21 protein-coding genes, 2 tRNA genes and 1 pseudogene are annotated in these 21,162 nt (G+C 60.4%); 13 read left to right on the forward strand and 11 right to left on the reverse strand.

Annotation, left to right across the window (positions count from 1 at the left end; all coding sequences use genetic code 11):
- Window positions 1-73 precede the first annotated feature (73 nt).
- The 6 genes from mcrG to pyrH all read right to left on the reverse strand — a co-directional run bounded on the left by mcrG (window position 74) and on the right by pyrH (window position 4,775).
- Window positions 74-838 carry a coenzyme-B sulfoethylthiotransferase subunit gamma gene (gene mcrG, locus Q0520_RS03740; RefSeq protein WP_298666784.1) on the reverse strand — a complete coding sequence of 255 codons (765 nt, stop codon included), beginning with the start codon at window positions 836-838 and terminating at the stop codon, window positions 74-76.
- A 17-nt stretch (window positions 839-855) separates the two neighbouring features.
- Window positions 856-1,386, reverse strand: coding sequence for a methyl-coenzyme M reductase operon protein D (gene mcrD / locus Q0520_RS03745; protein ID WP_298666786.1), 531 nt, complete (start codon window positions 1,384-1,386; stop codon window positions 856-858).
- Entirely contained in the window at window positions 1,379-2,695 is a 1,317-nt protein-coding gene (mcrB, locus tag Q0520_RS03750) for a coenzyme-B sulfoethylthiotransferase subunit beta (RefSeq protein ID WP_298666789.1), read from the reverse strand. The genes mcrD and mcrB overlap by 8 nt, the downstream gene beginning before the upstream one ends.
- 586 nt (window positions 2,696-3,281) lie before the next feature.
- Complete coding sequence (gene nth, locus Q0520_RS03755) at window positions 3,282-3,878, reverse strand: endonuclease III (protein WP_298666792.1); 597 nt, start codon at window positions 3,876-3,878, stop codon at window positions 3,282-3,284.
- 62 nt (window positions 3,879-3,940) lie between these two features.
- A tRNA-Pro gene (locus Q0520_RS03760) sits at window positions 3,941-4,015 on the reverse strand.
- A 55-nt stretch (window positions 4,016-4,070) separates the two neighbouring features.
- On the reverse strand, window positions 4,071-4,775 hold the full coding sequence (gene pyrH, locus Q0520_RS03765) for a UMP kinase (protein WP_298666795.1): 705 nt from the start codon (window positions 4,773-4,775) through the stop codon (window positions 4,071-4,073).
- Window positions 4,776-4,880: 105 nt separating this feature from the next.
- Here pyrH and amrS point away from each other — a divergent pair, with 105 nt between their 5' ends.
- Together amrS and Q0520_RS03775 are read left to right on the forward strand one after the other, a co-directional pair.
- The gene (amrS, locus tag Q0520_RS03770) at window positions 4,881-5,891 is read left to right on the forward strand and encodes an AmmeMemoRadiSam system radical SAM enzyme (RefSeq protein ID WP_298666798.1); all 1,011 of its coding nucleotides are present in this window, start codon (window positions 4,881-4,883) and stop codon (window positions 5,889-5,891) included.
- On the forward strand, window positions 5,875-6,381 hold the full coding sequence (locus tag Q0520_RS03775) for a Mut7-C RNAse domain-containing protein (RefSeq protein ID WP_298666800.1): 507 nt from the start codon (window positions 5,875-5,877) through the stop codon (window positions 6,379-6,381). Before amrS ends, Q0520_RS03775 begins: the two co-directional genes overlap by 17 nt.
- Here Q0520_RS03775 and Q0520_RS03780 read toward each other — a convergent pair.
- A complete protein-coding gene (locus Q0520_RS03780; protein WP_298666802.1) occupies window positions 6,368-6,793 on the reverse strand; it encodes a hypothetical protein in 426 nt (141 codons plus the stop codon). The two genes, Q0520_RS03775 and Q0520_RS03780, sit on opposite strands and share 14 nt — an antisense overlap.
- 35 nt (window positions 6,794-6,828) lie before the next feature.
- On the reverse strand, window positions 6,829-7,494 hold the full coding sequence (locus Q0520_RS03785; RefSeq protein ID WP_298666805.1) for a flavodoxin family protein: 666 nt from the start codon (window positions 7,492-7,494) through the stop codon (window positions 6,829-6,831).
- A gap of 215 nt (window positions 7,495-7,709) precedes the next feature.
- Here Q0520_RS03785 and Q0520_RS03790 point away from each other — a divergent pair, with 215 nt between their 5' ends.
- Window positions 7,710-7,886: a CxxC-x17-CxxC domain-containing protein gene (locus Q0520_RS03790; protein WP_083523494.1), complete on the forward strand. Its 177-nt coding sequence runs from the start codon at window positions 7,710-7,712 to the stop codon at window positions 7,884-7,886.
- Window positions 7,887-8,092: 206 nt separating this feature from the next.
- Here the strand turns inward: Q0520_RS03790 and Q0520_RS03795 are convergent, their stop codons facing one another.
- Together Q0520_RS03795 and Q0520_RS03800 are read right to left on the reverse strand one after the other, a co-directional pair.
- Complete coding sequence (locus Q0520_RS03795) at window positions 8,093-9,268, reverse strand: inorganic phosphate transporter (RefSeq protein WP_298666814.1); 1,176 nt, start codon at window positions 9,266-9,268, stop codon at window positions 8,093-8,095.
- A 9-nt stretch (window positions 9,269-9,277) separates the two neighbouring features.
- Window positions 9,278-9,907 (reverse strand): DUF47 domain-containing protein, encoded by a 630-nt coding sequence (locus tag Q0520_RS03800; protein ID WP_298666816.1) that lies wholly within the window; start codon window positions 9,905-9,907, stop codon window positions 9,278-9,280.
- A gap of 276 nt (window positions 9,908-10,183) precedes the next feature.
- Here Q0520_RS03800 and thiC point away from each other — a divergent pair, with 276 nt between their 5' ends.
- From thiC to Q0520_RS03840, 8 genes are all read left to right on the forward strand, one after another.
- On the forward strand, window positions 10,184-11,464 hold the full coding sequence (gene thiC, locus Q0520_RS03805) for a phosphomethylpyrimidine synthase ThiC (RefSeq protein WP_298666819.1): 1,281 nt from the start codon (window positions 10,184-10,186) through the stop codon (window positions 11,462-11,464).
- 404 nt (window positions 11,465-11,868) lie between these two features.
- Entirely contained in the window at window positions 11,869-12,429 is a 561-nt protein-coding gene (locus tag Q0520_RS03810; RefSeq protein ID WP_298666822.1) for a GNAT family N-acetyltransferase, read from the forward strand.
- A gap of 20 nt (window positions 12,430-12,449) precedes the next feature.
- Window positions 12,450-14,399, forward strand: coding sequence for a proton-conducting transporter membrane subunit (locus Q0520_RS03815; protein WP_298666825.1), 1,950 nt, complete (start codon window positions 12,450-12,452; stop codon window positions 14,397-14,399).
- Window positions 14,396-15,337, forward strand: coding sequence for a respiratory chain complex I subunit 1 family protein (locus Q0520_RS03820; protein ID WP_298666828.1), 942 nt, complete (start codon window positions 14,396-14,398; stop codon window positions 15,335-15,337). The genes Q0520_RS03815 and Q0520_RS03820 overlap by 4 nt, the downstream gene beginning before the upstream one ends.
- Window positions 15,334-16,032, forward strand: a complete 699-nt coding sequence (locus Q0520_RS03825; RefSeq protein WP_298666831.1) for a hydrogenase subunit — start codon at window positions 15,334-15,336, stop codon at window positions 16,030-16,032. Before Q0520_RS03820 ends, Q0520_RS03825 begins: the two co-directional genes overlap by 4 nt.
- A complete protein-coding gene (locus tag Q0520_RS03830; RefSeq protein WP_298666832.1) occupies window positions 16,029-17,513 on the forward strand; it encodes a proton-conducting transporter membrane subunit in 1,485 nt (494 codons plus the stop codon). The genes Q0520_RS03825 and Q0520_RS03830 overlap by 4 nt, the downstream gene beginning before the upstream one ends.
- Window position 17,514: 1 nt before the next feature.
- Window positions 17,515-19,095: an NADH-quinone oxidoreductase subunit C gene (locus Q0520_RS03835; RefSeq protein WP_298666833.1), complete on the forward strand. Its 1,581-nt coding sequence runs from the start codon at window positions 17,515-17,517 to the stop codon at window positions 19,093-19,095.
- A 10-nt stretch (window positions 19,096-19,105) separates the two neighbouring features.
- Window positions 19,106-19,609, forward strand: coding sequence for an NADH-quinone oxidoreductase subunit B family protein (locus Q0520_RS03840; protein WP_298666836.1), 504 nt, complete (start codon window positions 19,106-19,108; stop codon window positions 19,607-19,609).
- Between the two features lie 313 nt (window positions 19,610-19,922).
- Here Q0520_RS03840 and Q0520_RS03845 read toward each other — a convergent pair.
- Window positions 19,923-19,994 (reverse strand) — tRNA-Ala (locus tag Q0520_RS03845).
- A gap of 289 nt (window positions 19,995-20,283) precedes the next feature.
- Between Q0520_RS03845 and Q0520_RS03850 the strand changes: the two genes are divergently transcribed.
- Window positions 20,284-20,775: a PH domain-containing protein gene (locus tag Q0520_RS03850; protein ID WP_298666838.1), complete on the forward strand. Its 492-nt coding sequence runs from the start codon at window positions 20,284-20,286 to the stop codon at window positions 20,773-20,775.
- Window positions 20,776-20,811: 36 nt separating this feature from the next.
- A pseudogene (locus Q0520_RS03855) lies at window positions 20,812-21,162 on the forward strand (hypothetical protein); the annotation flags it as partial.

Genomic DNA, 21,162 nt, shown 5'->3' on the forward strand with positions numbered 1-21,162 from the left:
CCTGTCCCTGGAACTTCTCCTTGAGTGCCTTCAGGAAGAGCTTCTGTGCTCTCTCAATCTTTGCCATCGGTCATCACTCCTCTTTCGGCATGAAGCCGTATTTGGTCCTCAGCGTGTGGATGCGCTGGAGGTATTCGATGTATTCGGGGTCTTCACGGAGCGCAGTCCCCACAAGGGAGTGGAAGATCGTGCTGTGCTCCTTGAGCCACTTTGCGTCCATCGGTTTGCCGACTTCGACCGCACGGTCGAGGGGGACACCGACCTGGTCCTTCACGTAGCGGACGATGCCGTCCTCACCGAGCACGCAGCGCTGGAGGGCGTCGAACATCATGCCGTCTTCTGCGAGACGGAGAGAGTGGCCGTGCACGGTCGCACCACGGATGCCGATGGTTGCCGGGTCGAACATCTCGGTCTCGATCAGGAGTTTGGCGTACTGGTCGAGGTCGCGCTCGCGGCACTCGACGATCTGGCGGCCGGACAGGGTGCCGGGGTCGATGGCGCGGAAGCGGTACATTTCTGCGTAGGTCCGCTGGTACGGCTGGGACGGGGCGTTGAACATCGAGTCCGCAAACTGGACGTACCTGACACGGTCGCCGGCCTTCGCACCCTCGGTGGGCTTGACCAGCTTGCGCATCGGGTCAGCGGGTTCCTGCTGCTCGGCCAGGGGCGGGTGGGCGCTCGGGTAAGCCGCACCGGGTGCACGGTGGCCGAGGATGAGGACGACGTCCTCGTCGGTAACGTCACGGAGTTTTTTGAGTTTGTAACTGGGGTTCATCTGGTTGCGCCTGTTCTGGGCAACAATCGAAGTTCCCGGACCATACTGTGGTTTGTATGCCATTTTGTCACCTCAATCGGTTAAATCTGGTGTATATTCTGTCTGGATATTCCCTGACAGTCTTCCCCCTCTTCCTGACGGGTTGGGATCGGGATGATGACGGGACCGTCTTTCTTTCTGGGATCGACAAGTCCTATGATGAGTTCGTTCGCCTTCGGACCATATTTTGCATAGTCCACAAGGGTCGGACTGCTCTTCATGAACCGGCGGCCTTTCTGGAGCGTGTACGGGATCTTGGTAAAGAAGGCGTCGCACATCTCCTGCACTGCCGTGATCACACTTTCGTCTTCGACTTCAAGGGTGACCGTGCCGGTCTGAACTTTCATCTCGAATTCCGCACCGCAGACCTGGATCGTCCTCCTGTTAGTATTGGGATTGGCCTGACCGCGGGCCGGGCCGTACGGGACAATGGCCGGGAGGCCGGGACCGTTGATGACGATCCGGCGGACTCCCGACACCCCTGTGACCCGGTTCAGCAGGCCTTCTGTCGTCTGGGGCGACAGGAGACGGAGGGGAACGATCCTGCACTGGGGGAAGGCTGACTCAGGCAATCAGATCCACGCCCTTGGCGATCTGGTCTATCGGCTTGTTGAAGACGTCGATCTTGCCGTAGGTCTCGCCCATCATCTTGGACATGCCTTCAGGTGAGAACATCTGGGTGCCCGCATCGAGGGATGCCGCGGCGACCACACACGGGATTGCAACGCCGTTGGCGTGGCGGGTCACGACGTGGTTGCCGTTGAAGATACCCGGACCGCCGCCGCCGTAGATCGAGTGGCTGAAGAACGAGAAGCCGACAGCGGTACCCATCATGCGGCCGAAGTCGCAGGACGGCAGGCCGGTCTCGTGCTCGATGAGGTCGTTGAAGTACAGCAGGGTCGAGGAGACGGCCTGAGCGAACCGGCCCGCACCGCAGTTGACGATGGTGGCGGCGAGGGAACCGGCTGCAACGTAGGCGTTCCAGAGCATCGGGTCCTTGGTGTCGTAGAACTGGAAGTATCCGCCCTTCTTGCCGGGTGCGATGACCTTGTCCTCGATCGCACGCTCGACAAGGGACTGGACGACGGTACCGACGGTGCCGGTCTGGCCGTTCTTCTTGACGAGGTCGTAGACCATGTTGTTGGCGTTGAGGCCCTGGTAGGCGTAGCAGAGGAGCTGGTTCCGCTCGAATGCGCCGATTGCCTCACCCATCTCGAACTCACCGGCGGTCTCGAGGGTCGACGCAAGGGCGGCGCCCTGGAGGGAGTTCCTGCTGGTCATCATGACGAAGTGGTTGACCGGGACGTTGCGGAGAGCAAAGCCGATGCCTTCGTTCTTCTGGGGAATGGACAGGATGGAGGTGACAAGTGCACCCTGCATGTCCATGGTCTGCGGGTAGCTGCCCCAGCAGGCGGCCTTGACCGTGGAAGCGTTGAAGGCGTCAATGTCAAACTGGTCGACGATCGCGTAGGTGGTCGCTGCGGCAACGGCGGTGATGGCCGCGTCGTAGGTAGAAGCGTTCATGAGACGCTTCTTCGGAACCTCGACGAGGAGGAGGTTGCCCTTGTTGAACTCGAGGATATTGGTGTCGTCACCCTCCTCGACCTGGACCATCTCCTTGATCTTGGCGACGATGGCGTCCTTGTTCTCCATGATCGGGAGGTTGAGTTCACGTCCCCTGATCTTACCTTTACCGAGCTTTCCAATCTTGAGGGCCTGCTCGATGCCCCCGAGATTGACATTAATCGTTCTCTTAGTCAGGTCGATGATCTTGCTGGTTGCCGGGTTCACCAGCGGGCTGATCTTTTCGAGGGTAACGCCGCTTTTCAGCAACTTACCGTCGTCTGAATAGAGATCGATTGTTTCTGAATATGCTGCCATATCAGTTCATCCTTTTACCCTTTGTGCAGGAATGTTTCTTCATGGGGAATTTCACCCGGTCTTTCAGATGTAATCCCCCTGAGTCTCTACTGCAAAGCCCCGAATAGGGACATTATATCTTTCCTGAAGGGCGCATATAAAAGTTCCTAATTTTTTTTAATTCATTAACATGAGATTATACATTAAAATAGAATATTATAATAGAGTAATATTTATCGGGGGCAATATGGCCAGGCAATATACTGGCGAATGGGATATGTCATTTTTCCATTATGATAGGCCGGATTATACCTTCTTTTCGGGATATGAAATAACAACTTTATCGTGTTCATTGGCATGGAGTGTTATTGTCATGCCATGCAACGCAATCACGGGAGGTCGGTCGTGGACCCCTGCATATCAGAGCCATTGGAGGGGCACTCCTGTGATTGGAGAGCCATTATTCCATCAATGGTTGAAACTGCCTTTAGAATGGGACTGTATAGTATAATGACTTTTCGGCGGCGGACAGGGACGAAAAAATCATCTGGAGAGACCCCGTCCAGGAGTACCCGACACCCTCCATGAAAACCCTTCATGGCAGGTCTCAACGGACCGCCTGACTTTTTTCATCCCTGAAGTGCCGGCACCACGGCGTGAGGGGGCAGAGGTCGCAGCGCGGCCTCCCTGCAATGCAGACCGCCCGCCCGTGCTGGACACAGAGGGCATTGACCTCGCCCCAGACCCTGCGGGGGAAGAGTGCTGTCAGGTCCTTCTCGATTTTTGCCGGGTCGTCCTCATCGGTGAGGCCGAGGAGACGGGAGATCCGGCGTACATGGGTGTCCACCGCGATCCCCTCGTCGATGCCGAAGGCATTGGAGAGGACGATGTTCGCTGTCTTTCTCCCGACGCCGGGGAGGGAGAGGAGGCCGTCGAGGGTCGCCGGCACCTCGCCGCCGAAGGTGTCGGCGACCATGCGGGCGGCACCGACGATGTGGCGCGCTTTCACCCGGTAAAATCCGGTGGGCCTTACGATGGCGGCGACCTCCTCCACGTCCGCGGCGGCAAGGGCAGCGGGCGTCGGGTACCGGGCGAAGAGGATGGGCCGCACCGCCTCGACAGAGCGGTCGGTCGTCTGGGCCGAGAGGATGGTCAGGACAAGCACTTCAAAAGGGTCGCCATAACTGATCCCGTTCTCGATCACAGGAGGATAGCGTCCCCTCAGGGCATGATAGATCTGACAGGCACGTGAACGGTCCATAAAAGTGGGGTAGGGCAGATTCGAACTGCCGTCAAAGCGTCCCAAACGCTCTAGGATGGACCAGGCTACCCTACTACCCCGGATGCAGGGATACCTATTGGCGTCTTGCCTAAAAAGAATTATGGTGATGAGAGATTAGAAGGGGAACAGAGTGCAGGGGGCGTCGCTGACGACGGTACCCGTAAAGGCGCCATTGCAGACCGCCTCGGAGAGGTTTTCCGGACGCCTGCCGTCGATAACGACAAGGGGGATCCCGCAGCGCTCGATGATCTTCGCGGCCACGATATCGATGACCGTATTCGACCCGGCGTCGAGACGGGCGGCCGAGATGATCCCGAGGAGTTCCTGCGGGGTCATCCGGTCGTACCGCCGTGCGTGTGCATCCTTCTTCGGGTCGGCAGTGTAGATGCCGTCGACCGACGTGCCGTTGATGAGGACGTCGGCGCCCACCGTCTCCGCAAGGACGGCGGAGACCGCATCGGTCGTCTGGCCGGGCGTGATCCCGCCCATGACCACGATCTTCCCCGACTCGGCGAAGACCCGCGCCTCCTGGTACGAGGTGGCGACCGCCGGGTATGCGGCGTCGCCGAGGGCGTACATCAGGAGGGAGGCGTTGATCCGGGTGATCATGATCCCGATCTCGTCCGATGCGGCCTCGTTGATGCCGAGAGAGCGCGTAACCCCGATATAGCGCCTTGCCTCGCCACCGCCGCCGACCACGACAAACACCTGTGCACGGGAGGCCATCGTCTTCAATACCTCGACATAGCGGGAGATAGTATGAGATTCAAGGGAGGGTACAAGTATCGAACCTCCCAGGGAGAGCACGATCTTCTTCATGGTGATCTAACCTTATACGTTTACGAATTACGCCCATATATCTTGTTGATATCGGTTGCACCGGGGCCCATACCTTTTAATGCCGGCGCGGTCCCATGCAGGGGCATGCATGAGGCGCACCAGTACGCACGACTCGAAGGCGACACCGTCAGGTGTTCGCTCTGCGCCCACCGCTGCACGATCGCCGGGGGCAAACACGGGATCTGCGGGGTGCGGGTCAACGAGGGCGGCACGCTGTACGCGGCGAACTACGGCCTGGTCGCCGCAGAGGCGGTGGACCCGATCGAGAAGAAACCACTCTTCCACTTCCTGCCCGGCACCCTCTCGTACTCCCTCGGCGGCGTCGGGTGCAATTTCCGCTGCCAGCACTGCCAGAACTGGCACATCTCGCAGGCGACCCTCGCCGACCTCCCCCTGACGGATGTCCCGCCGGAGACAGGCGTGGAGAGGGCGCTCCAGTCGGCCTCCGCAAGCATTGCCTGGACCTACAATGAACCGACGATCTGGCACGAGTACGCCCTCGACATGGGGACAGAGGCGCGGGCGCACGGTCTCGGCACGGTCTACGTGACAAACGGCTACATCACCGAGGAGGCGCTTGACGAACTTGCGCCGATGCTCAACGCCTTCAGGGTGGACATCAAGGCCTTCACCGAAGATTTTTACAGGAAGGTCTGCCGGGCGAAACTCCAGCCCGTCCTCGACGCCACCGTCGCCGCCCACGAGCGCGGCATGCACATCGAAACGGTGACCCTGGTCATCCCCGGCCTCAACGACTCTGAAGACGAGATGAAGGCCCTGATCACCTGGGTCCTCGACAACCTGGGGCCCGACACGCCGATGCACTTCACCAGGTTCCACCCGGACTACAAAATGCGGGACCTGGAACCGACACCCTTCAGGACCCTTGAGCGGATCTATAAGCAGGCAAAGGACCTCGGGATCAGGTACCCGTACCTCGGCAATGTCCCGCCCGGCCCGTACGAGAACACCTACTGCCCCTCCTGCGGGGCGTTGCTCATCGAGAGGTCGGGTTTCTCGAGCAGGTTCGTCGACCTCGACGGCGACCGGTGTCACCGGTGCGGGGAGAGGGTCCCTGTTGTCAGGTCGGTCTGAGAGGGGGCGGCCCCGCTTCCTCGCCGACAGGATGCTCGGAACCCTCACGCGGCACCTGCGTATGATGGGATACGACACCCTTTCGGCGAACGCCCTCACGCCGGGAGACCCGCGGGAGGACACGGTGCTCCTCGCCATCGCCGAGACCGACGGCCGTCTCCTCCTGACGCGGGACGCCGAACTGGCGCGCCGGGCAGGGGAGAGGGGGGTGTATATCAGGTCGGCGGATGTGGCGGAGCAGGAGAGGCAACTGGTGGACAGGAACCTCATCAGGCAGGAGTTCACCTTCGACCGTTGTTCGGTCTGCAACACCCCCCTGAGGCCGGCACGGACGAAGGAAGTCCTCGGTGCGGACTATGCCCCGCGGCAAAAGGAGAGTCTTTCATTCTTCTGGTGCCCCATCTGCCGGCGCCTCTACTGGGAGGGGTCGCACACGGCGAGGATGCGGCGTGAGGCCGGGAAAAAAGAGGAGAGTCCTAGGACTGGTTGACGAGGACCGCCGTCTCGACGCGGTACTCCTGCTCCGGGTCACCGCTCAGGCGCACGGTGTAGATCTTCGTGTCGCCCGGGACGAAACGCTCGATAAAAATGTTTTCCGTGTCGGCGACGTCGCCGGTCGCGGTCTCGACGAGTCTGACCACGACGGCGACACCGGTGACCTCGGGCCCTGCCGGGTTTGTGGTCTGCACCCGCGCGAGGTAGGTGAAGGGCCTGTCCACACTGTACTGCGGCGTGAGGCCGAGCACCTCGACGACGATCGCAGGGGTCTCGTCACCTTCCACAGGCGTGACGGATGCGGGTGTCACTGCGGGCGACGCCGCCGGCGCCGAGGCGCACCCGGCAGTGGAGAGTGCCAGCGTCAGGGCGACAAGAAGAAGGGCGGGGAGGGTACGCATGTACACATATCCCGCCCGATGCCATTTAAACGCTACGAAACTTAATTCTGGCCCTGGGAAGTCCAGTGGCCATACTGGTGCTTCCAGACATCCTTATTGGCGAAGACCAGTGCCTTCATGCCGGCCGCCACCTCGGCGTGGAGTGCGGCCTGATCAGGGTACTCGCGGCGCGTTTCGATCGCGGCGACGAGGTCCTTCCCGAGGGCGAAGGCCTTCTCCTCGGCGGCGGCAAAGGCCTCCGGCCCCGAGACCATCTCCACGGACGCCGCACCGACGGTGTCGGCCCCGAGGACCTGGAGGACATGGTTCAGGTACGCCGCAATGTCGTCAGCCCCGGCGCCGCCGGCGGTCGCAACAGCGCACCCGTACTTCCCGGCAAAGAGCTGGCAGTGGATGGCGTCGGCCATGCGGTCGAAGACCAGTTTCATCTGGGCTGAGACATTGTCGATGTAATTCGGCGAACCGAAGACGACCCCGTCGGCGCCGAGCATCTTCTCATAGAGAGCCGCAAAGTCGTCCTGCTTCGGACACTCGCCCGTCTGATAGCAGAGGGTGCACGCGCTGCACGGCCTGATCCTGAGCGCTGCGGCGTCGACGAACTCGGTCTCCGCCCCCGCCTCCTCCGCCCCGCGGAGCACGGCAGCAACAAGGCGCCGGGTCATGCTCTCCTGCCCGCGAGGACTTCCATTGATCCCGATAATTTTCATGATTGTATCAACAAAAGATCGCGGCCGCACCCCATGAGAGTTTCGCCCGATTCCGGCCGTGGATATATATTCAACAGGGTATTATCAATCGGTCAATGTATAGGAGCATATTCTGGGATTCCACACCCATTTGCAGGATTTGAGGACAATACATGCTTATTTATACTGTTACTTCTAACATATGCGTGCAGCGTCAAAACTGCATAGGTAACATAATGTACGGCAACAGAGTTGGCGGTCCGAGGGACAACTTCTCCCGCGGCCCCCGTGAGATGTTCAAGGCGGTCTGTTCTGACTGCGGTAAGGAATGCGAAGTGCCCTTCAAGCCGACAGAAGGAAGACCGGTGTACTGCCGGGACTGCCTCCCCAAGCACAGAAAGCCCAGGTTCTAAAAGAACTTTTTCCTTTCTTTTTTTTTGGCCCCGTGCCTGCTGTCCACACAGTAACCTCTCAGGATAGCGAGTGCCAACCGTCCCTGTCCTTTCATGCACGCCCCGGCGCAGAACTGAAAGAGACGAAACTGTCACGCCTGCAGTCGATGCATGCCACAGACATGAGGGGAAGGTCCCCTCTCCCCGCACAGGGCCTGTTCCCCTATTCACGGGAAGAGGATGTCCACGACGACATAACATCCCCAGGCGACCGCCGCGGACGCAGGGACTGTCATGACCCAGGCGGCCACGATGTCACGCACGATCCCCCACTTCACGGCTGAATATCCCTTCGTCGCCCCGACGCCCATGATCGCGCCGCTCACAGCGTGAGTCGTCGAGACAGGGATGCCGAAGGCGGTGACCAGGGCGAGGACAGCCCCTCCCGCAGTCGATGCGCAGAAACCCTGGTACGGGCGCATCCGCGTGATCTTGTTCGCCATCATGTCCACGACCCGCCACCCGCCAAAGAGGGTGCCGAGGGAGATCGCCGCACACGAGATGAGGATGACCCAGATGGGCACCGTAAACTCGCTCAGGATACCCCCGGCAACAAGCATCGCCGTGATGACGCCCATTGCGTTCTGGGCGTCGTTGCTCCCGTGGCCGATCGACTGAAAGGCCGCGCCCACGATCTGGAGTTTTTTAAAGCCGTGGTTGAGGAGGAGCGAGTTTGAATGGGCGAAGCGCCTGATGATGACGACCCCTAAGCCGTAGGCGACCATGAACCCGAGCATCGGGGAGACGATCATGAAGACCGCAACACTGACGATCCCGGATATGGGGAGGAGGCCTGAGGCCACCAGGATCGGGATCAGGACGGTGATACCGCCGAGAGCGCCGAAAGCCAGATACTGGTTCCACGCCTCCCCGGTGGCGCGGGCGAGGTATGCCGCCGTCGCCATGCCGCCGACCGCCCCGATCACGATCATGACGATCAGTTCGAGGAAGAGCGTCTCCGACGGCCAGAGGATCGACTCGATCCCCGCCCGCGCCGTTGCGGCGCCGAGGATACCGCCGATCAGGGCGTGACTGCTCGATACGGGGATACCGAAGTACGAGCACCCGAAGACCCAGAGCACTGCGCCGATCAGGGCCATGAGGATGAGGTGCGGCGTGAAAACAGCGGGGTCAACAATCCCCCGGCCGATCGTCTCCGCAATCGCGGTCGTGAAGAGGAGCGGACCGATAAGATTGAAAAAAGACGCAAGGAGCACCGCCTTGAAGGGGGAGAGCACCTTCGTCGCCACGACTGTAGCTATGGAGTTTGCGGCGTCGTTCAGGCCGTTGACGAAGTTGAACATCAGGGCCAGCAGGATGCCGAGAATTATGACGACTTCCATGATGGCACTTCAGGAATGTCTGATGGCAATGTCCGAGAGCACGTTCGCCACGTCTTCGCATTTGTCGGTGGCGACCTCAAGGTTCTCGTAGATGTCCTTGAGTTTTATAATGGTGATCGCGTCGTTCGTGGCAAAGAGGTCCTTGATCGCGTTCCCGAGCACAACGTCGGCAAGGTTCTCAAGCCTGTTGATCTCGATACTGTGCGCCTCGACGGTGCGGGGGTCGTCCATCTTCCTGATCAGCCGTACCGCCGTCTGGACCTCCTGCGTCGATAGGAGGATGAGCCTCGACAGTTCTTTCATGACATCGTCAGTCTCGGTGACGCCGTAACCGTACATCTGCTGCGTCGTCCCGTCGATGTAGTCGAGGATGTCGTCAAGGGCGGTTGCAAGCCGCGAGATCTCCTCCGGCTCAAGGGGAGTGATAAAAGTGAGGTTGAGTTGCTCGTAGACCTGGTGGGCGATCTCATCGCCTTTGTGTTCGATCTGCTTCATCTTGTGGCACTGGTTCTGCACGTCGACATAGTTGTTGACGAGGGAGTTGAGCAGAAGTGCCCCTTCATTGACCGTATCTGCCAGTTTCTCGAACAGGTCGAAAAATGCCTTGTCCTGTGGCACAATCCATTCCTTGAGACCCACAATACACCCATCTTCTATCAGTCTCCCTCTGGCAAAAAACCATCCATCAGGTGGTGGATGTCGGTGGTACCGGGAGAATGGAATTTCCCTGCGATTTTCCGGGTTTTCGTGCAGTAAAACAGAGATCATTACCTGTCCCGGCGGTGCCGCCCGGCACCACCCCGACGGCCGGAAGATGCGGTGTCACGCAGTCTCTCATTTTCAGAAATTTTCCCCCCGTAAACCCTCTTCATACAAGGGGTCCAAGTATTCAGGGTAATCAGGAGAAGACATATTATGACCAGTATTCTTGAAGCAGCGCAATCTATGACGGTGACACCCGCGATCCGCGCCGTCGCCGACGACGAAGGAATCGGTCCTGATGAGGTATGCCGGCGTATCGCCGACGGCAGAGTCGTCGTCATGCAGAGGAGTGGTCGGTGCGTCGGTATCGGTGCGGGCCTGCGGACCAAGATCAACGTGAACCTCGGGACGTCGAATGTCAGTGTCTCGCCTGACGACGAGGTGAAGAAGGCCCGTATTGCCGAAAGGTACGGGGCCGACACGATCTCCGACCTCTCGATGGGGGGCGACATCCCGGCGATCAGGGCGGCGGTGGCGCGGGAGACGACCCTCCCGGTCACGACGGTGCCCGTCTACCAGGCGGTGGCCGAAAACGGTCTTGAAGACCTGACGGCCGACGACATCCTCGCGACCATCAGGGCGCAGGCGGATGAGGGCGTGAGTTCCCTGGTAGTCCACTGCGTGAACGACCGCATGCTCGACCTCCTGAAGGCGCAGGGGCGGGTCATGGGCGTGGTCTCGAAGGGGGGATCGATCACCGCCTCCTTCATGCACCTCAACCACTGCCAGAACCCCTTCGTCGAGCACTTCGACGAGATCCTCGCGATCGCGCGGGAGCACGAGATCGTCCTCTCCCTCGGCAACACGGCGCGGAGCGGGTGCATCCATGACGGCCAGGACGCGGTGCAGATGGAGGAGATGCGGCAGAACATCGAACTGGCGCACTACGCCCACCAGCACGGCGTCCAGGTGATCATCGAGGGCGCGGGCGGACACGTGAGGCTCGACCGGATCGGGCAGGTCATACGGTCGTACAAGATACGGTCGTCCTTCCCGCTCTTCGTCGCCGGGCCTCTGCCGACCGACGTCGCCGCCGGCTACGACCATATTGCCGGGGCTGTCGGGGCGAGTGCGGCGAGTGCGGCGGGTGCGGACTACCTCTGCTATATCACCCCTGCCGAACACCTCGGCCTTCCCACGCCGGAGCAGGTGAAGGAAGGTCTGATCGCCTTCAGGATCGCCGCACACATCGGCGACACGGTGAAGAGGGACGCGGACGGGAGGGACCTCGAGATGGCGAAGAACCGTGCCGGTTTCGACAGGGACGCCCAGGTCGCCTGCTGCTTCGACCCGGAACGGGCCCGGCAGATCATGGGCGCGGGCGGCGACGGGACCTGCACGATGTGCGGGGACTTCTGTGCGATCAGGTTGATGAGGGCGATCTGCGGGCCGGGGAAGTCTACGGATGCGCGGGAAAAGAGTGTGCGGCCCTGAAGGACCGACCGTTTTTCTTTTTTTCAGCAAAAAAACGATCCGGCACAACCGGCGCAGAACATCCGAACACACACCTCAATAGAGCCGGGAAGGTCCACCATCCCCGGTGAAATAACTATAAATGGTATTATGACGCAGAACTAAGCCAAGATATCTGCGGGTGATACTCCTGAAATCCAACCCAGAATATCCTCCAGGAATTGTCGAATTCGTATCGAGAGACCTATTTTCTGCGCGCACACGACCACCAGCGTTTCGCAGGTCCTCATGCCCGACACTGCAATATCCGGCTGGCATGCCGTAAGGCCCTACGATCTCCGTAAATCCGAACATATCAGTAAGAGGTCCGATTCACCATGATTTCCGAAATGCCAGAGTATACCCGTCATAATTTCGATGAAGATATGTCCCTCCTCACGCTCCAGAGCATCGTTGCCGGGGACTCCTGGACTATCGAAGGCCTGAAGAAAAGATTCCTCCAGACGCATGTAGCGCAGGCATCCACCGGGATCGAAGGCCGCCTTGAGATCCGCGAACTCTTCCCTCACGAGTTCCTGCGTGTTGAAAACGAGGTGTGGAGTCACTACCATGACCAGAAGGCGCATCCGGGTAGCGACAGGATCTTCGGAGCGCTGATCGGAGGATATCTCGTCGGTGCCGCCCGGTGCAGCAAACACCCGGACGGGTACGACGTGGACGGCGTCTTCGTCCTTTCAGAATATCGTGGCCGGGGGATCGCCCGGAAACTGATGGATCTTCTCATCCGCGAATGCGGTGAACAGGAGACCCTGTACATGCATTCCCGTACCGAACTCATCGACTTCTACGCATCCTTCGGTTTTTGCCTCATCTCCGAGAGAGAACTCCCGAAGACGATCAGGGACCGGTTCATCTTCCATAGCGGGGAACTGGAAACTCTTGAGGTCACGCCCATGAAGCGGGAACCCGGCAGGGCGCGAGTATAAGTCCGGACGGTTTGAAGGATGTGATCGGAGTGATTCTTTACCTCCTGTTTGCCGGTCTCTTCGCACTCCTTCTCGGCACAGTTCTCCCCCTCCTCATCAGGCGGGAGGATAAACCGGTCCGCACGGTCTCGCTCATCGCGACCGCTCTCGGATCGGCTTTTCTTGCGGTGGCCGCACTTCCGGTGCTCTTCTCTGCGACGACCGTCTCCGCGACGCTCTGGCACCTGCTCCCCGGAATTGATTTCACCGTCGTGCTCGACCGACTTTCATCTCTCTTCCTGCTGATCCTGGGCGTCGTCGGCCTCGCCGACGCGATATATTCCTTCGGGTACGTGGAGCACGGCGGTCATCCGATGCGGAGGAACCTGCTCGTCTCCCTGATGAACCTCTTCCTCCTCTCGATGGGGATGGTGGTCCTCGCAGGAAATATGGTCCAGTTCCTCGTCTTCTGGGAGATGATGGCGGTCTCTTCACTCTTCCTTGTCCTGTACGACTTTGAAAGCGAAGGGATCGGGCGAGCAGGCCTCTTCTATGCGGTGATGACCCAGTTATCCACGGTCTTCCTCTTCATCGGCTTTATCCTCCTCTATGGCGAGACTGGCACATTTGCCCTCGTCCCGGCCTCGCCGCTTGCGTCCCCCGGTGCCCTCGCGGCATTCCTCTGTCTCTTCCTCGGTTTCTCGGTCAAGGCAGGCGTCATCCCGTTCCACAAGTGGCTCCCGTACGCCCACCCGGCCAGCCCCTCGAATATTTCCGCCCTGATGTCGGGCGTGATGCTGAAGGTCGCTGTGTACGGCCTCGTGCGCGCCGTCCTCGACATATTCGCACTCGACTTCACCTCGGGCGCCGTCATCCTCCTCTTCGGCATCACGAGCGCAATCCTCGGGATCATTTACGCCTATAAAGAGACAGACATCAAGGGTCTGCTCGCCTACAGCAGCATCGAGAACATCGGGATCATCTTCAGCGGGATCGGTCTTGCCGTGATCTTCTCAGACCTCGGCATGCCGGAACTCTCAACGCTCAGCCTCCTTGCGGCTCTCTTCCACTCCTTCAACCACGCCCTCTTCAAGAGTCTCCTCTTCATGACGGCGGGATCGGTCGTCGCCGCCACCCACACCCGGAACATGGAAGAGATGGGAGGGCTCGTCCACCGGATGCCGTTCACCGCAGGTCTCTTCTGCACCGGGGCGATCGCCATCGCCGCGTTCCCGCCGCTGAACGGTTTTGTCGGCGAACTGATGCTCTTCGAGTCGCTCTTCTTCGGCCTCCAGGTCGTCGACCCGCTCACAAAGGTCCTCCTCATCTTCGCCCTCTCGCTCTTCGCCCTGACCGGAGCCCTTGCGGCGGCCTGCTTTGTCAAGGCCTTCGGGATCACCTTCCTTGCTCATCCCAGGTCAGACCGCGCCGTGCATGCGGAGGAAGCGTGCAGGTCGATGCTCATCGGCCCTGCGATCCTGGCCTTTCTCTGTATAGCAACCGGTATCGGCTCGTTCCAGATCTTTTCGGCCCTCGGCTACGACCTCCCCCTGCCAGACATGCTTGTCGTCGGCATGCTGATCGTCGTCACCCTCGGTGCCGTCGTCCTCGTGGTGAGGGCGACCGCCTCGCGGGAAACACGGGTCACGGAGACGTGGGGGTGCGGACTCCTCTCCCAGAACGGCCGGATGGAGTATACGGGAACAGGGTATTCCGAACCCGTGGTCACCATATTCTCCTCGATATACCGGACGGAAAAGAAGATTGACAGGACCTGGCTCGACCCCGACCGGGCGATCGTGGCAGGAACCCGCGCCGGGATATCGCTCATCAAGTTCTTCGAGGAATACCTCTACCTCCCCGTCGCCCGGGGAACCCTCGCCGTCTCCTCGCTCGTCCAGATATTCCACGCGGGGACTCTGGACACGTACATACTCTACATCTTCGTGAGCATCGTCATCCTGGTGCTCGGCGTGGGGTGGTTCATATGAACGGTCCCTTCATCATCTTCGCACTGCTGAACGTCGGGTTTGTCCTCCTGATCTCACCGCTCTTCATGAGCCTGATCAAGAAGGTGAAGGCCCGGGCGCAGGGGCGGTGCGGACCTGGCCTCTTCCAGACGTACTATACCATCGCCAAACTTCTCAGGAAGGAGACGGTCTACTCCTCGGCCTCCTCGTGGGTCATGCGGGTCACCCCGTACGTCTGCCTGAGCATGGCCGTCGTTGCGGCGCTGTTCGTACCCCTGCTGTATGTCCCCGAACCGGTGGCCGGAATCGGGAACGTCATCCTCTTCCTCTACCTGCTGGGAATTGCCAGGTTCTTTATGGCGCTCTCTGGCCTTGACGCCGGAAGCGCTTTCGGGGGGATTGGCTCCTCGCGGGAGATGAGCCTTGCGGCCGTCATCGAACCGACTTCCATCGTCGTCCTGGCGGCGCTCGCCGTCGTGGCCCGGTCCCTGAACTTCCTTGAAATTGCGCGGGACTCTGCGGGTATGCTCTTCCCGGTGTCGGCGACGATGATCCTCATCGGCGTTTCGCTTTTCATCATCCTGATCGTCGAGACCGGCCGGATACCTGTCGATAACCCGGAGACCCACCTCGAACTGACAATGGTGCATGAAGCCATGGTCCTCGAGCAGTCGGGAAGAAACCTGGCGATGATAGAATACGCCGGCGCCATCAAGCAGACGCTCCTCATCGCCATCCTGGTGCTGGTGCTGATGCCCTTCGGACTCGTGACCGAACTCTCGGTGGCTGGCGTCCTCTTCGCCATGGCCCTCTTTGTGGTGAAGGGATCGGTCATCTCGGTGATCATCGGCCTCTTTGAGTCCTCGATGGCGAAAATGCGGCTGTTCTCTCTCCCCAACCTCTTCATCATCGCCTTCTTCTTCTCAGTACTCACGATCTTCATCGAGGTGTTTGCATGACCGACGTCTCCTTCGTCGACGGCCTTGTCAGGTTCATCTTCGTTGCGGTCCTCATCACGGCCGCCTTCCTGCTCTCGACCAGGTCGCTCCCCTCCCTGCTCCGGACCTACCAGTTGCAGTCGCTCCTGCTGGCAATGCTCGCGGTGGTCTTCTCCTTCGTGGAAGGGAGTGCGGTCCTCCTGTGGATAGCCATTCTCACGGTCGTGAGCAAGGTGCTCGTCATCCCGTACTTCATCGGAGAGATCCAGGAACGGATCAGCATCCGCCGCGACCTGGAGTTCCACTACCTGGCGCCCGCAAGCTCGATACTGGTCTCCATAGCGCTGATCATCGGCGTCTACCTCTCTCTCGGCAACATCCTGTCGTCAGCCTATGCAAAGGTCGAGCCGATATTCTTCATCGGCGCCGTCATCGGGATCTCGCTGATGCTGATGGGGATGCTCGTCATCTTCTCGAGGACGAAGGCCATCACCAAGGTGCTCGGCTTCCTCTCGATGGAGAACGGCGTCCTTCTCTTCGGGATCTGCGTCACCGAACTCCCGTTCATCATAGAAGTCATGATCATGATCGACCTCATCATCCTGATACTCCTGACAACAATCCTGACTGTCGGTATCGATTCCACCATTGAAGCCTATAACGAGAAAGTCAGACAGTATTCGCTCTGGACCGTGCGGGAGGAGGATGCGCCATGATCCTTTCCGCCTACCCGCTCATTGTGGTCGCCGCGATCATCGGTTTCGTGCTGATACCGTCCCGCCGCATCCTGCATCTCCTCGCCGCCGTCGAAAGTGCCGCGTTCCTCGTCGTGACGGGCGTCCTCATACTGACCGTACCCCTGCCCGCGACCGACCTCGGTCCCTGGAACGGGATCTTCTTCGCGGACCATTTCGGGGTTTTCCTGGCCGTCGTCTCCGGCGTTGTCTTCTTCTTCGCAAGTCTCTATGCTGGGGGATACACCGAGCGGCTGATGGAGACCGGCGAACTCAACCCGAATCGTCTCAGGCTCTTCTATAGTGGTCTTGCGCTTCTCCAGCTCTTCGTTACCCTGGCGTTCTTTGCTGATAACCTGGGGCTTTTCTGGATACTCGCCGAACTGACGACGGTATTCTCAGCCCTGCTCGTGGCGATCCTGGCGGCGCGGGAGAACATCGACGCCGCACTGAAGTATATTTTCATCGCCTCCGTCGCGATGCTCTTCTCGTTTGCCGGCGTCATCTTCGTCTTCGAAGCAGCGCGGATCACCCTCGGCGAAGGGACGCTTACCTGGACGGTGTTGGTGCAGCACGCTTCCTCCTTCCCGCCGACCCTGCTCTTTGCCGCCTTCGTCTTCCTCTTCATCGGGTTCGCCGCCAAATCGGGTGTCGTCCCGTTCCACACCTGGCTTCCCGACGCCCATTCCAAGGCGCCGTCGGCCGTGAGCGCCATCCTCTCGGGCGCTCTGTTAAATGTCGGGATCTACGGGATCATCAGGGCCTACTCCCTCGTCCACCAGACCCCGTTCGCGGAGAAGGCCTCCCTGATCCTCTTTGTATCCGGTTTCCTCTCGGTCGGCGTTGCGTCCCTTGCGATGCTCTACCAGACGAACCTCAAGAAACTCATCGCCTTCTCGAGTATCGAGAACATGGGTCTCATCCTCCTCGGCATCGGTGTCGGGTCGCCGGTCGCGCTGTTCTGGGTGGTCATCCACATGCTCGCGCACTCGCTGACGAAGGCGGCGCTCTTCCTCTCGGCGGGAGTTCTTCACCGGCAGTACCGGAGCCACGAACCCGGGGCCGACGATCAGATCGTCGATGTCTTCGACCTGCAGCCCACGGCCGCCTGGGGCGTGATCGTCGGCACCCTTGCCATTGTCGGAATGCCGCCGTTCCCGATCTTCTACACGAAGTTTTTCCTGCTTACCCAGGTTGCGACTGTCTCACCCTGGCTCCTTGCGGCGACGCTTGTGCTGATCATGATCGCGGTCGCAGGCATGGCACGGTTCCTGATCCGTGAGTTCTCGGCCAGGTCGGAGGCGAACGTCCAGCAGCCGCACCGCTACATCGTCCCGCTCGGGATGCGCCTGTCCTTTGTCCTGCTCATCGTCATTGTCACGGTCCAGGGCCTCTGGTTCCCGGTGCAGGAGATTGCGGTGATCTCGCAGATTGTCGCAGAGCTCGGTTTTGGGGGTGTCTGACGTGACGGAAGGAGAGATGTTCGCCGAGATCGAGGCACTGAAACCCGGCACTGTCCCTGGACTGGTCCGGCCGGGAGAGATATCAGTCAGGATCACGCCCGGGGATATTGTTCCGTTCTGCCGTTCTGCCGCTGAAAGAGGCTTCGAACTTGTCGACCTCACCTGCGTCGAGGGGTTTGACCGGGAGGGACGGGCCAGCCTGTTCTACTGCATGGAAAAGCGGGGCATGCCGGAGGTCCTCACGCTTGTGTGTACTCTTGAAGACGAATCGGCTCCGTCCGTTGACTGCATATTTTCGTCGGCGTCGTGGTATGAGCGGAAGATCCGGGACCTCTTCGGAGTCGATTTCCCGGATGCGTTCGACAGAAGGAGGCTCGTCCTCCACGAGTGTTACCCTGAGGGTTTCCACCCGCTGAGAAAATCGGTCCCGAACAGGCCATTCTCGCCGAGGACCGCCATCCCGCCGGAGGAGGAGTACAGGTTCATGCCGGTCGAGGGGAAAGGCGTGTACCAGGTCCCGGTCGGGCCGGTGCACGCGGGGATCATCGAACCCGGCCACTTCAGGTTCAGCGTGATCGGGGAGACGGTCGCGAACCTTGAGGTGCGGATGTTCTACAAGCACCGGGGGATAGAGAAACTCGCCGAGGGGAAGAGGCCTGAAGAGTGCGTCGCCGTCGCCGAAGCGGTCAGCGGCGACGAAAGTGTCGCGAACGCCCTCGGGTTCTCGCTTGCGGTCGAAAAGATCGCGGGGATCGCTGTCCCCGACCGTGCGGAGTATCTCAGGACGATCTATGCCGAACTCGAACGTATTCACTCCCATCTCGGGGATCTGGCCGGGATGCTTGTGGACGTCGCCTACCCTGTCGGTGCAAGTCGTTTCACGGTGCTCCGCGAGGAGGTCTTCCGCCTCGACCGGGACCTGACCGGGTCGCGGTTCATGAGGGGCGCTGTCAGGATCGGCGGGGTGGGCTTTGACCCTTCGCGCGACCAGATCCGGGGCCTTTCCTGTTTCCTGTCCGATGTGCAGGAAAGGTTCAGGGACCCGCTGAAGGTTGTTCTTGCCTCGCCGACGGTCATCGACCGTTTTGCGACGACAGGTTTTGTCGAGCCGCGGTTCATCCGCCCGCTCCACCTCACCGGTCCCACTGCCCGTTCGTCGGGAGCGGACTGCGACGTCCGCCGGGACCACCCGTACGGTGCCTACGCCGATATCGCTCCGCCGGTGCGGGTGCTCGACGCCGGGGACGTGCTCGCCCGGTTCAGCCTGAAGGCATCAGAAGTGATGGACTCGCTCTCGATGATCCGGACGTGCCTCGAGCACCTGCCTGACGGTCCGGTGATCGCGGAGGCGGAGGGCGGCGGCGTGCCTGACGGGTATGCCTACGGGATGGTCGAATCGGCCCGCGGGCAGAATGTCCACCTGGTCCGGGTGAGGGACGGCAGGATCGACCGATACTCGGTCAGGACCGCATCCTTCTGCAACTGGCAGGTGATCCAGCACGCCGTGATGGGAAACATCGTGGCAGACTTCCCGGTGATAAACAAGAGCCTCAACCTCTCGTACGCCGGGACCGATCTCTGAGGTGACGACAATGCTACCTGTATTCAAGAATATCATCTCACGGAAAAAGACCGAAGATATTTCCCTGCACGACCCCGAGTTCGAGGCAATCGGCAGGGACCTGAAGGCGGCGGTCGATGCACGGATGAGGCGGAGCCTCGCCATCCGCGAACTCGATTCCGGGAGCGACAACGCGACCGAGATTGAGATAAACCTGCTCTCGTCTCCGCATTATGATGTGGAGCGGTTCGGCATCTCGTTCGTCGCGTCGCCCAGGCACGCGGACCTCCTCCTCGTCACCGGCGCCGTGACGCGGAACATGGAGGTTGCGGTGAGGAAGACGTACGAGGCGATGCCGGCCCCGAAGTACGTCATCGCGGTCGGAGACGATGCCTGCGACGGCGGGATATACCGGGGGACGTACGCGGTCCTCGGCGGGGTCGAGGCCGTCCTCCCTGTCGACCTGAAGATCCCGGGCAACCCGCCCGGACCGATCGATATCCTGCGGGGGATACACGCGCTGATGACCGGGTGAACGGAAGGGGGGAGCGGGATTCCGGCGGTGAGTCTCCCACAGGTATTCTCACGCGAGGGTATCCACTGAACCAGGAGAAGGTATCGTTTTTGTGTGGTGAGATGGATTCCTCTGCCTCATCTCATCATGCGTGGAACCGACAGCACCGGCATCATCCATCGATGACGGGAAGATTTCCACCCCACGTTTGCGCGGGCCGGCGGGGCGATCCGAATCCGTGCGGAGAAGGGAATAGAGAAAGTGGCAGGACGAGCGAAAGAAACCCTATCGACAGACCTGATCCCGAAACCCGAACGCACATCAAAAACAGTTATGGACCGAGCGGGAATTGAACCCGCGGCCTCTTCCATGCCAAGGAAGCGATCTTCCCCTGATCTATCGGCCCAGTGCTACCTCATATTGTTGAACGTGATCCCATAATAAAGATTGGGCCCGACCACTCCCCGAACTCTCCCTCGTGCGGTCACAGAGGCGGGAGAGCACACCGCCCCGCGCATCATCCGCTGTCCGGGCGCACCCCCTCTCCCGACCATACCTTCAATTGCGGTCGATGAAAAACTCTACGTATGCAAATCCCCGACTCTTTTCGAGGGCACCCTGCTGTTGATGAAGAGGGACCCTTTCATGAGACAGTTCCGGGAGGCGACGGCTACAGGAGGTTGAACCGGAAGTGCATGGTCTCGATGTACATCGGGCATGCCATCTCATACGCCATACTCCTGGCGGGTTACCTCGTCCTGACGACTTTCTCGCAGGGCCTCCTGGGCCCCCACTACAGTCTCGTCCAATCCGCCGCCCAGGTGGTCCTCGCGGTCGCCCTGGTCTATATCGTGGCGGCCCCGCCGGTCTACTACGCCCGGTACAGGTACCAGATCACCGAGGACAGGGTGGACGTCCGCTGCGGAGTCCTCGTGATACGCCACATCCTGGTGCCGATTGAACGGGTGCACCAAGTGGAAGTCTCCCGCGGCCCGATCGACACCATGCTCGGTCTCGCGGACGTCACCATCACCACCGCAGGCGGGGATGCGACCATCGAATACCTGGAGATCGCGGAGGCGGAGAAGGTCGCGGACCTGCTCAACAAACTGATCGGCCGCATGCTCCAGGACAGGATCAAAACGGCCCCCGCCCCCGCCGACGCCGCCGGGCCTGCGGGCGAGTGAGTGAGGGGAGAAAGAGGAGACAGGGAGGAAAAAAGAGTGGAGAACCAGAACGGGTTACCCCCCACCGGGACAGACGCAGTATCATCTCCCGACCAGACCGCCGACGGTCTGCAGTGTGGACAGGACGCCCCTGACGCGGACGACGGACGCACCGCCCCACAGGGCCATCCGTCTTCAGGGGAGAGGAGCATGGCCGGCGAAAAACTCAGGTGCCACCCCAGCGTCATCCTGGAGAACTCGGTCAGGATGTTCTCCTCGGTCGTGGTGCTGCTGATTCTCCTCGGTGCATGGCTCGACATCACCGCGACACTGAGTTTACTCGTGCTCTCTCCTGTCGCGCTCCTGCTCTTCTACTACAGGCAGTGGAAGAGGACGACCATCCAGTTC

The organism is uncultured Methanofollis sp. (genome assembly GCF_937919355.1).
GTDB lineage: Archaea > Halobacteriota > Methanomicrobia > Methanomicrobiales > Methanofollaceae > Methanofollis.